Source organism: Marinobacter xestospongiae, from assembly GCF_023156385.1.
Lineage (GTDB): Bacteria > Pseudomonadota > Gammaproteobacteria > Pseudomonadales > Oleiphilaceae > Marinobacter > Marinobacter xestospongiae.
Genome location: NZ_JAKZAK010000036.1, coordinates 1 through 12,004 on the forward strand (window position 1 = coordinate 1; position 12,004 = coordinate 12,004).

The window sequence follows — 12,004 nt, forward strand, 5'->3', positions numbered from 1 at the left end:
ACTCAAGCGGCCGTCGGCTGAAAACAGAACGACCAAATGCAACAAACCCCGGAAAACCGGGGTTTGTCAGCAGTCTGAGCGATCCAATGGATCGCTCTTTTTACAGGCTACCGGCGTGCAACTCAGATCAATCGACGTTCAACGCTTGCTCTGACACGACGATGCCATTGTTGTCGGCGTAGATATAGTGACCGGGGTGGAAGGTCACGCCGCCAAAGGTCACCGGCACATTGAGATCGCCAATACCGCGTTTGTCGGTCTTGCGGGGGTGGGTGCCCAAAGCCTGAACGCCCAACTGGGTCTCACCGATCACATCGACATCACGGATACAGCCGTAGATCACCAGCCCGGCCCAGCCGTTGCTTGCAGCCTTCTCCGCCAGCATATCTCCCAGTAGCGCGTTGCGCTTGGAGCCACCACCGTCAACAACCATCACCCGGCCATTGCCAGGCAGACCGACCTGCTCCTTGACCACCGAGTTGTCTTCAAAGCATTTGACGGTAACGATTTCGCCACCAAAGGCGGAAACGCCACCAAAGTTCCGGAACCCAGGCTCGACGACCTGAATCTCCGGGTAATCATCACAAAGATCGGGTGTTACGATTGGCACCGTTTATCTCTCCTTCTAACTCTGCGTATAGACGATTCAAAGCCGCCCCAGCCATCGACATGATTGCCCGTCGACATGTGACCAGGGCGGCTCCTGAAGGTCGTTATATGCCGGGGTTCTGGTGCCCCGGTCAGTCAATCTTCTCATCAGCGAGGAAGAACCAGGTATCCAGCACCGAATCCGGGTTCAGGGAAACGGTATCGATGCCCTGATCCATCAGCCACTTGGCCAGGTCTGGATGATCCGAGGGACCCTGACCACAGATGCCCACGTACTTGCCAGCCTTGCGGCAGGCCTGAATGGCATTGGACAGCAGCGCCTTGACGGCGTCGTTGCGCTCATCAAACAGGTGCGCCACGATACCGGAATCCCGATCCAGCCCCAGTGTCAGCTGGGTCAGGTCGTTGGAACCGATGGAGAAACCATCGAAGTGCTCGAGGAACTGATCTGCCAGCAGCGCATTGGCGGGAAGCTCACACATCATGATCACCCGCAGCCCATTCTCGCCACGCTTGAGGCCATTTTGCGACAGCAGCTCAACCACCTGCTGGGCTTCGCCAACGGTGCGCACGAACGGCACCATGATCTCGACGTTGGTGAACCCCATTTCGTCACGGACTTTTTTCAGCGCCCGGCATTCCAGCTCAAAGCAGTCGCGGAAGTTCTCTGAGATGTAACGGGATGCGCCCCGGAAGCCCAGCATCGGGTTCTCTTCATCCGGCTCGTACAGCGTGCCGCCGATAAGGTTGGCGTACTCATTGGACTTGAAGTCTGACAGGCGCACGATCACCTTTTTCGGCGCAAAGGCTGCCGCCAGGGTGGAGATCCCCTCAACCAGTTTGTCGACGTAAAAATCCACCGGGGAGGTGTAACCGGAGATGCGCTTCTCGACCGTCTGGTGAATGTCCCGCGGCAGGCTGTCGAAGTTCAGCAGTGCCTTGGGATGTACCCCAATCATCCGGTTGATGATGAATTCCAGACGGGCAAGGCCAACACCCTCGTTTGGCAGCGCCTGGAAGTCGAAGGCACGATCCGGGTTACCCACGTTCATCATGATCTTGAACGGGATGTTCGGCATGGAATCGACAGTGTTCTCGCGCAGCTCAAAGTCCAGGCTGCCCTCGTAGATCATGCCGGTATCGCCCTCGGCGCAGGACACCGTGACTTCCTGATCTTCCTTCAACACTTCAGTGGCGTCGCCACAACCCACAACCGCCGGAATACCCAGCTCGCGGGCAATGATGGCGGCGTGACAGGTACGGCCACCACGATCCGTCACGATCGCGGATGCACGCTTCATCACCGGCTCCCAATCCGGGTCGGTCATGTCCGTCACCAGCACATCGCCAGCCTGAACCCGATCCATCTCGTTGATGCTGGTGATGACCTTGACCGGACCGCTGCCGATCTTGTGGCCGATGCTGCGCCCCTCAACCAGAACCTTGCCCTGCTCTTTCAGCAGGTAACGTTCCATAACGTTGGCCGCCGCACGACTCTTAACGGTCTCCGGACGGGCCTGAACAATATAGATGCGGCCATCGTCACCGTCTTTGGCCCACTCGATATCCATCGGACGCTGGTAGTGTCGTTCGATGATCATGGCCTGCTTGGCCAGCTCGGACACTTCCTCGTCGGTGATGCAGAACAGGCCTCGCTGTTCCTGCTCGACTTTCACGGTATCCACGAAATGGTCGGAATCCGGGCCGGCGTAGACCATCTTGATGGCTTTGCTGCCTAGATTACGACGCAGTACCGCAGGCCGGCCGGCCTCAAGGGTGGGCTTGTGGACATAGAATTCATCCGGGTTGACCGCACCCTGAACCACCGTTTCACCGAGACCGTAGGAGCCGGTCACAAACACCACGTCACGGAAACCGGATTCGGTGTCCAGGGTGAACATCACCCCCGCGGCGGCCGTTTCACTGCGAACCATCTTCTGGATGCCTGCCGACAGCGCAACAAGCTTGTGATCAAAGCCGTGATGTACCCGATAGGAGATCGCGCGGTCGTTGAACAGCGAGGCGAACACTTCCTTAACCGACGTTTTGACCTTGTCGAGGCCAACCACGTTGAGGAAGGTTTCCTGCTGACCGGCAAAGGAAGCGTCCGGCAGGTCTTCTGCCGTGGCCGAGGAACGCACCGCAACAGCCAGATTGTCGTTGCCGTTTCGCAGCTGGTCGTAGGCCGTTTCCAGGGCTTCTTCCAGTTGCGCCGGGAACGGCGTATCAATAACCCACTGTCGAATCTCGGCACCGACACGGGCGAGTTCATTCACGTCATTGATATCGAGGGCATCCAGCGCGTTATCGATACGGTCCTTGAGACCGTCTTTGGCCAGAAATTCACGATAGGCATGGGCCGTGGTGGCAAATCCACCCGGAACGGTAACACCAGCGTTGGCGAGATTACTGATCATTTCACCGAGGGATGCATTCTTGCCCCCGACCCGGTCAACATCGGACATTCCCAGGTTTTCAAACCAGATAATGTAATCTTCCAAAACGCGTCTCCCATGAGTCTGAAAAGCAAAGAGCGCTGTCAGTCAGAACCGGGTCGCTCGTGGACTGTTACCCTGTAAGGCTCATCCAAGCGCTCGAACTTGCGGTGTATCATACTGTAACCTGAAGCGTTTACCTAGGGAGCTTCTTAAAAACTCCGTGTGGCGTCCACGATGGGCTGAGCCGCGCAGAGGCGATACGGAGTGAATCAGAGGCTCACTGGAGCATCAGCCATCCGCTGCCCGACAGAAAGTGGCTGCAGCCGCCCGCCTCCCAGCAAGACAGCCTGGTCGGCCAGGTGCCGCACAACACGCTGATCATGCGTAAAAACGACGATCGCAACCTTCCCGAACCGCTTCAATTCATCCAACAGCATCAGGACCTGCTGGCATGATGCCATATCCAGCGCGGACGTGGGTTCATCGGCTACAAGGCAGCATGGATTACCGACAAGGGCCCGCGCAATCACCAGACGCTGGGCTTCGCCACCGGACAGTGCGGCGGTCTTGCGTTGCAGGAACGCTTTTGCCGTTGGCAACCCTACCCGATCAAGAAGAGAGATCATTCGCTCAATACCGACGCCGGCACTTTTTGCCCGCAGAGAACCGCGCTTGTTATTTTCCAGCTGGAACGCCTCTGCAAGGACATCGCAAACACTGAAATGAGGCGCCAACGCCCTGTGAGAGTGCTGAGAGATCAACACCGGACGCAAGCTGCTCCGGCCAGCACCTTCCGGATGCAAAGGACTGCGCCAGGTGACTTTCCCTCTCCGAACCGGCTCAAACCCCGCCAGCAAGCGGGCCAAGGTCGATTTTCCGGAGCCACTTTCCCCTGTGACGACAAGACATGTACCGATCGGGACAAACAGGGAGATATCCTCGAGCACCGGCTGACCGGCGTACTCGTGGGATAGACCCAGGATCTCCAGACCTTCAACAAGACGGCACGGTTCTTTTGATGAGTCAGGCCCTGGCGAGACACCGTCACGGACCAACTGACGGCAAGCCCGCCCCTTACCGGGCTCCGGAATAGCGGCCTGCGCACGTCCACCACACCAAGGGCCGGAATACGTTGCTTCATGCCGGATGCTCAGGAGCTTACGGGTATAGTCATGCTCGGGACAGCCGAACACGGTTGCAACCGGCCCGACCTCAACCAGCCGGCCATTCCGGAGCACGCCAATGCGATCAGCGATCCTCCGGGCCAGATCCAGGTCATGGGTTATCAGCAGTTGGCATCGTTCTTCGCGGCCTTTGCCGAACGACTCGATGACACGCTCGCGATTGCCGTGATCCAACGACGCCGTCGGCTCATCAAGGATGAGATAGCGCGGGTTGTTCGCCATTGCCAATGCGGCTAACAAGCGCTGAATTTCTCCGCCGCTCAGTCCTGACGGGTAGCGATGATGCAGGTCGACGGGAATATGGTGTGCGACACACAATCCATGTGCATCAGCGCACGTGCGACCACCGGCCTCCAGCAACTCCTGAACGTGCTGGATGACGGTAAGGTTCGGGTTCAGGGCATCTGACAGTGCCTGGGGGAGCCAGCCGAGTTCACGGACGCGGAACGCCTGTACCTGCCGGGGGCGGGCTCTCAGAATCTCAAAACCATCGAACCAGACCGTGCCTGACCAGCGGAAGCGGCCACGCGCCCTGACACAACCACGCGGCTGGCGGCACGGCTGACCGTGAAGCAGACCGGCCATCAGGCGTGCCAGACTGGTCTTGCCACCGCCGGACTCGCCCACCAAAGCCAGTGTTTCACCACGGTCAACCTGAAACGAGATATCCCTCAACACAAGGTTGTCGAACACCCGGAGGCAAAGACGCTCAACCCGAATCATGGGCCCACCGATGACCGCGCCATGGATTGCCGCTCTGCAATTTTGCCGAGGGACAGAACCAGATACAGAAACATGGCCAGACACACAGCCGGCGGAACAAGCAACCAACGCCATGCATCGCCGTAAAGATGATCCATCGCACCCTGCATCATGCCGCCCCAGGTCAGGAGGCGCGGGTCCGTCAGGCCCAGGAACGCCAGGCCCGCCGTTTTCATGACGGCATGGCGCGTTGCCTGAAGATACAGACTGACAAGCAATGGCCAAACAGCGGGAATCAGATGGTGGATGGCACAGTAGAGCCAGCTCCCACCCTGATGCCTGACATACTGGACATTCTCCCGCGTCGACTCGCGCAGCACAGCAGCCCGGATAACGCGCACATCGTCCTGCCACGCGCTCAACCCGATGATCAGCACAATTCCCAGCATGCCCGGCTGCACCCAGGCGGCCACAAGCAGAAGGAAGAGTATCGCCGGGATGGTCTGAAACATGTCGACCGTTCGCAGTATCCCTGCCCTCACCAGTGGTACTCCGACCGCGCTTGCCATTGCAAAGAACACGGCGATGGCCAAAGCCAGAAAAGCGGAGGTAAACGCAATGACAACCGTATTTGGCGCCGCCAAGAGCAACCCGGTCCACACATCCTGACCAACAGCATTGGTGCCAAGCCAATGCTGTGTGGACGGCGGCATCAACACATCGGTACTCGTCCGGTAAGGCTCGGAAGTGAACAGACCTGCGAACGTGACGGCCGACAGTAGTGCAATCAGCGCCGCCCACCATCTCCAATCGCCCTTCCGGTGACCGGCCTCCGACGCTCTAAAAGCCATGCATTACCCCCTGCGCGCGAGTACGCTGACGACGGCATCCAGCAACCAGTTCATCAGCAGCACGAAAGCGGCGAGCCACAGCACCGCTCCCTGTAGCAGGACATAGTCTCGATCCCCGATGGCGTCATAGATCAATCCACCGAGCCCGGGATAGGAAAACACGATTTCAACAAACACCACGGTACCAACCAGGCCAGTGACAGAGTCACTCAAACGCGCAAGCACAGCAGGCAGCAGGTTGCGACCGTAATAGTGGATGCGCTCGCGCAGGCCACCAAGACCGCGCGCCCGGGCATTGACGATAAACGGGCGCGACGACAGGCCAACGGCCTCACCGCGGCACAGAAAATAGAATCTGGCCACTTCATGCAACGCGAGGGACAGCATCGGCAAGACAGCATGCCAGGCAATGTCGATGGCTCGCTGCACCGCACCGTGTGGAGGCATGACAGACTGGGCGCCGGCCGGCGGCAATATCGGCCACATCACGCCGAATACCAGCACAAGCAGAATCGCCCAGGCAAAGGGAGGGACGCTCGACAGGCAGGTCATCAGGCCAGTTGCGATCAGGTCGAACGGACCGTGGGGACAGCGCCCGGCTTCGATGCCGGCGGTTACTCCGATGAGCAGGGCAATGGGCATCGCGCCCAGGATCAACAGCCCAGTCCACGGCAACGCATGTGCCAGCAACTGCGATACCGCCGCGCCATGTTGAATCGAATATCCCAGATTACCCTGCAGGACGGCCGCCATATAACCCGCAAACTGATCAAGCCAGCTCCCTTCCAGGCCCATTGAGCGATAGAGCTGCTGTTCTTCGGCTGCGGTGAGTTCTCTCATCAGGTCGGATGAATGCAACAGTTCCACCGGGTCACCCGGCAACAGCCGGGGCAATGCAAAGGTCAGCGCCAGCAACAGTAAGAAAACCGCCAGTCGCGTCGCAAACCCGCGCAGCAGTTCGGGTATCTGAGCATGCCCGCCTGCTTTTGGCACGGCGGTTAACAGACCAAACGACACGCTATTGTCCCGCGAGAGGAGGCGAAGCCAGAAAGACTGACTTGGGCAACGCCAGCGGTATGCCGATGGCGACGCCGTCTGGCAGGTAGTAAGGATGAACCCGATTGCTATAGGCGGTCGCCAGGTAGGGGTTGGTGAGCATGTAGGCGGGCAGTTCTTCTGCATAGAGCGTCTGAAATCTCGCCAGAATGGCTTTTCGTTCCACCGCATCCAACGCTCTCGCCTGGGCATCCAGAACGGCCCCGATGTCGCCCTGGTGGTCGGCATAACGGTCGCTTCGCCAATTGTCACCAAGAACCCGGTCCCGTAACCCGTTTGGATCACCCATGGCACTGCTGGAAGAGAGTCGCAGATCGTAATCACCGCTGGCGATTCGCTCTTGCAGCGCACCGCGCTCGAGAACGCGGAGAGCAATACCAATGCCAAGCCTTTCCAATTGGTCGGCGATGACCGTCGCCATCTGGGCATGTCGTTTGTCAGTGATCAGGCGCAACTGAACAGGACGTCCGCCCGCCTGCCAGACGCCGTCGTCGGATTGCCAGCCCGACGTTTCGAAAAGCACGGCTGCTTCCTCAGGGTCATAGGCGTAATTGCGAGGGTGGCTTTGCACCGAAAACCACGGCGAACCTCGCTGCAAGTACCCTGTTTCTGCGATCACCGCATCACCACGGTGTACGATCTTCACCAGTGCCTGCCGATCAATGCCATAGGCGATCCCCCGGCGCAGGTTTCTGTCACTTAACGAACCACCGCTGTTGAATACCAGGCGTACGGGGTGATTTCCCAGCGCCGTTACCACGTTCAACCCCTGCTTTTTGGCATACTCGACCCGGTCCATGGGCAAGTCTGAAACGATGTCCACCTCGTCGGCCCGCATTGCCTCAATCGCGCGATCCGGAGCCATGCGAACCAGAGCCAGTTGCTCATACCGAGGAGCGCCATCGTAGTAATCCCTGTTGCGCTGAAGCAGGTAACGGCCTTGCACCTTGTCATAACTGATCAGACTGTAAGGCCCGCTTCCGGTCGCGGCGTCTAATCCGGTGAAGCGCTCGGGCCTCGCCTGATCGGCGTAAACGTGTTCAGGCAGTATCGGTAAGGCCATCAGTGTATGGGACAGAAAGCTCGCGTCCCGCTGCTTCAGCGTCAGATGAATCTGCGTGTCAGAGATCACGGTAACCGATGCAATCCCCTCTACAGTCGCAAACGGGTATGGGTGGGATGACAGGTAGGAAAATGTGAAAGCCACATCGGCCGCCGTCACCGGCACGCCATCATGCCACTGTGCGTTCTGCCGCAGTCTGATGTCGTAGGCGAGGCCACCATCCAGTTCCTGCCAGGATTCAGCCAGTGCCGGAGCGACCTTGCCATGGGCATCTTGCCCCACCAGGCTGTCAAACACATAGCTGGTGTAGAGATAGCCGAGACCATTACGACGATGCGCAAAAGGCGCAAGCAACCCCTGATCGCCATCCGCTTGGGTGATCACGAGCACATGTTCCCCAGCAGAGGCCTGTGTTGCGTCAGGCTGATCAGCCAACATAACGACCATGGCAACAACAAGGCCTCCCAGACCACCAATACCAAGGAGCGCGTTCCGGCCCTTCGACATTACTGCTCAACCTCCTCGTTACAAAGACAGGTCGAGACACAGCCCCCTTCCCAGCCGATGCGCGCATCGTCAATACGATCGTCAGACGGTACATAGGGCTTGAGGTCCAGGAGCAATGTGCCGTCGAGGCAATCAAGCCCACTGACCCGCAAGCGGTTGCCATCCCGCTCCAGCAACCTGACGATACTGAGCGCCACCGGGTTGGGACGATTCGGCGAGCGACTTGCAAATACGCCCCGGCGCAGGGACTCGCCAGGCCTAACCGTACGCATCAGCGCAGTCCGGTCCGCCTGTTCGAACCAGTAAAGTACGATCAAGTGCGTTGCGAGCTGGATGTTTGTCAGGGCCTCTTCCAACTCTGGCCTTACTTCAATCAGGCTCTCATCACTGTTGAGTCGGCTTGAGGCCACACACTCACTGAGCGCATCGGCGTTCGTGCTGATTTTACCGATCGCAGTCAGTTTGATGACGGTATCTTGGCTGTTGGCAGACATAGCGGGTTCTCCTGGATGTGGTCATAAATACGTTTAATGGTCAGCAGATTGCCGGAATATCAGGGACAGGATTCGAAGTTACTCAGAGGCTCTCCTAGAACCTCAGCAGCGCAGTTAAACGGGCGCTGCGCCCCATTTCATAGAGATTGGTCGTGCCTCCGGGCACGTTATAGGGCGTTCCGTGTGCCACATAGGCTTCATCCAGCAGGTTCGTGACAGCAACGCTGAACTCCTGTCGCGCCTGCGGCCGCCAGAACAGGGAAACGTCATGAACGTGGTAACCAGACAATTTGTCTGCCGACGTGAAGCTTTCCGGCAGGTCGCGCTCGGCAAACACGAACACGCTGTTCCATTCCAGGTACAGGTCTGCAGGACGGAACTGATACCCCACGGCGACCGCGAGTTTATCGCCCTGCGGCGCGAACCCGTCGTACCAGTCATCCGGGCTGACCGGGCGCCCACCCAACGTCGTTTCGGTCTGCGTGTACGACGCCTGGGTAACCCAGTTGTGCCAGTGATAGCCAAGGTTTGCGGTTATCCCGGAGATTTCCGCTTTGCCGCCATTGCTGCGGGAAAACGGTGCGCCGCCACGGCCGCCAAAAAGAACGACATCCTCAATGTCGGTTTGAAATGCGGTGACGCCGGCTACAAACTCACGCCAGACATAGTCAACACCCAGTTCGAACGCTCTTGAGACTTCGCCCTCCAACGAGGTATCAGTGGCTCCAGCATCAATGCCCGCCATGAGATTCAGCCCCGGTGCGGGTTGAACACCACGAAACGCCTCCGCCCAAGATGCCGAGAACGTCAGTCCGCCAATGGGCGCGAACGTCAGACCGACGTTCGGGCTGACGTTCGCGCCGTCATAATCGTTTCCCGCGAGGTCTGTCAGGGCGCCGTTGTCGTAGCGCAAGCCAGCACTGAGTTGCCACTGCTCCGACAGACTGTAGTCCAACTGAAGGAAGGCGCCGATGTTCCTGGCCGTTTCCGATTCATCAACCGTCGCAGCAACCACTCCGCGGGACCGTTCTGACAAATAGTCAACGCCATAGACAACGTAAAACTGTCCGATCGTCGACCGGTTCTGGATGTTTGCCCCGCGGCTTCGCCATGACGCCGTCTGGTTACTGGCCCGCAATCGCCTCAATTCGGTTTCATTCTCCTGAATGGAGGCGACCAGATTCACATAGGGGCTGCTGGCTGGGGCGTACTCATAGGACACGGTACTGGTGCGCTGTATGTGCTCCTGATCTTCCGCTGTGGCGCGAGGGTGCGAGGGATCAACACCGAAATTCACCTGGGCGGCGCGCAGGCCATTGTCCTCTCGATAGATCGAACTCAAGTTGATGGCATGGGCTTCCGCGGGTTGATACTGCAGTTTGGCGAAGAGGTTAAGCGGTTCGTTATCGGTGTAGGTGACATCCTCGCCGTTACCGGCGCGGTAGTTATCGGCGTTGTCTTTGGAACCGTAGAACACAAACCCGATGCGGTCGTCGGGCATGCCATAGACCGCCGCGCCAGGAGACAGCCGCTCGCCATTGGTTTGGCCAGACAACCGCACAGCAGCACCAAACCGTTCATCGGGTAACAGGAAGTCCTCAACCGCCTTGGTTTCGTAGGCGATCAATCCGCCCAGCGCAGACGGACCGGACAGCGCAGAGCCAGGGCCCGCATCAACCGTCACGCGCTTGAGAATAAACGGATCAATGCCATTGTTGCCGTTATGCGGGGAGAGCGTTCCAGACGTCTTGGCCCCGTCAATGGTGACGTTGAGCCGAGTGTCTTCGAGACCACGCACGTAGACTTTTTGCGCGGTCGTGCGGTTCCCACCGCTCACCGAAACATCGCTGCTTCTAAAGAACAGCTCATTGAGCGTCGTCGGTTGCTGCAGCCTGATCTTCCCTTCGTCGATGACATTAGGCGAGGCATCCTCAAGCGGTGTGCCTTTAACAACGATGGGCTCAAGGTTGACCGTAACCGGTTGTTGCGCCTGAGCAATTCCAGGGGCAGCCAACACACCAACCCAGCACAGGACCGCCGTCGGCAACGGCTGGTCACGAGCGGCCTGTGAAGCACGTCCATGGCAGAGAACAGCAGAAATATCCAACATAGATTGTTACCAGCATGAATAATGGGAACGAGTTGCATTCGCTATTCTGTCTGATAGATTCCTTGCCCGAGTAACCGTATATGGACTAAAAATATTGAAAAGTGGCCAGCATGAACGACTCCAACAACGTCCATGACAATGAGTTCAGCGAATGGCTGGGTGGTCCGCCGCTGATCTCACGATGGTGGAAGGACAACTCGAGTGATTCGCAACGACCGGGTGAACGGTCATACAACTGGCACCGTCATCGACGGGGACAGATGTTCAGCGTCGAATCGGGCCTTATTCACGTCGAGACCCAAGAGGGCTCCTGGATACTGCCACCCCACCGTGCCGGATGGATTCCACCGGAAGCCATGCACGTCATCAGATTCAGCAGCGCACCCAATGGCTGGATGCTGATGCTGACGCCGGAGGTGTGCGAGGATTTGCCCGGCAAACCCTGTGTGATTGGCGTAAGCGAGTTGCTGGAGGCACTGGTAACCAGGACCATAGGCTGGAGCAAACTTGATCCATTGGTTGCGGACCAGGAGCGTATTCTCAGCGTTATCATCGACGAAATTGGCCGGACACCGCACGAATCCCTACATCTCCCGATCCCCAAAGAAGCCCGTCTGGCGTCGTTGACCCGGATGATCCTCGAAGACCCAGCGAAATACCGTACGATCGAGCAGTGGGCTGCCACTAGTGCAATGTCTGCACGTACCTTGCGCCGGCTCATCCGTGAGGAAACCGGCATGAGCTTCGGGCAATGGCGACAGCAAGCCCAGTTGATCCATGCGCTTGAAATGCTCGCCCGCGGGGCAACAGTTGCGGATGTAGCGCACGCTCTTGGCTATGCATCGCCAAGCAACTTCATCGTCATGTTTCGCCGTGCTCTGGGGGATTCCCCCGCCCACTACTTCGCCAATGCCCCTTTCGGTGAAGGCGCCTCTGATTGACTCTGGATCATCTTGGGCCTTCCAAGCGGTCCACACCCAAGGCGCGGCT

General features: G+C 58.5%; 9 protein-coding genes. 1 reads left to right on the forward strand and 8 read right to left on the reverse strand.

Going from position 1 to position 12,004, the window contains the following annotated elements; translation table 11 throughout:
* Positions 1–127 precede the first annotated feature (127 nt).
* The 8 genes from rraA to MLD24_RS20235 all read right to left on the reverse strand — a co-directional run bounded on the left by rraA (position 128) and on the right by MLD24_RS20235 (position 11,014).
* Entirely contained in the window at positions 128–610 is a 483-nt protein-coding gene (gene rraA, locus MLD24_RS20200) for a ribonuclease E activity regulator RraA (protein ID WP_248168964.1), read from the reverse strand.
* Positions 611–740: 130 nt separating this feature from the next.
* Entirely contained in the window at positions 741–3,074 is a 2,334-nt protein-coding gene (ppsA, locus tag MLD24_RS20205; RefSeq protein ID WP_394373280.1) for a phosphoenolpyruvate synthase, read from the reverse strand.
* A 242-nt stretch (positions 3,075–3,316) separates the two neighbouring features.
* On the reverse strand, positions 3,317–4,954 hold the full coding sequence (locus tag MLD24_RS20210; protein ID WP_248168966.1) for an ABC transporter ATP-binding protein: 1,638 nt from the start codon (positions 4,952–4,954) through the stop codon (positions 3,317–3,319).
* Complete coding sequence (locus MLD24_RS20215; protein WP_248168968.1) at positions 4,951–5,784, reverse strand: ABC transporter permease; 834 nt, start codon at positions 5,782–5,784, stop codon at positions 4,951–4,953. Before MLD24_RS20215 ends, MLD24_RS20210 begins: the two co-directional genes overlap by 4 nt.
* A gap of 3 nt (positions 5,785–5,787) precedes the next feature.
* On the reverse strand, positions 5,788–6,801 hold the full coding sequence (locus tag MLD24_RS21710; protein ID WP_248168970.1) for an ABC transporter permease: 1,014 nt from the start codon (positions 6,799–6,801) through the stop codon (positions 5,788–5,790).
* Position 6,802: 1 nt separating this feature from the next.
* Positions 6,803–8,410 (reverse strand): ABC transporter substrate-binding protein, encoded by a 1,608-nt coding sequence (locus MLD24_RS20225; RefSeq protein WP_248168972.1) that lies wholly within the window; start codon positions 8,408–8,410, stop codon positions 6,803–6,805.
* The gene (gene tsaA / locus MLD24_RS20230; RefSeq protein WP_248168974.1) at positions 8,410–8,904 is read right to left on the reverse strand and encodes a tRNA (N6-threonylcarbamoyladenosine(37)-N6)-methyltransferase TrmO; all 495 of its coding nucleotides are present in this window, start codon (positions 8,902–8,904) and stop codon (positions 8,410–8,412) included. The genes MLD24_RS20225 and tsaA overlap by 1 nt, the downstream gene beginning before the upstream one ends.
* Positions 8,905–8,998: 94 nt before the next feature.
* Positions 8,999–11,014: a TonB-dependent receptor domain-containing protein gene (locus MLD24_RS20235; RefSeq protein WP_248168976.1), complete on the reverse strand. Its 2,016-nt coding sequence runs from the start codon at positions 11,012–11,014 to the stop codon at positions 8,999–9,001.
* A 110-nt stretch (positions 11,015–11,124) separates the two neighbouring features.
* Between MLD24_RS20235 and MLD24_RS20240 the strand changes: the two genes are divergently transcribed.
* Positions 11,125–11,955, forward strand: coding sequence for an AraC family transcriptional regulator (locus MLD24_RS20240; protein ID WP_227175557.1), 831 nt, complete (start codon positions 11,125–11,127; stop codon positions 11,953–11,955).
* Positions 11,956–12,004: the final 49 nt, after the last annotated feature.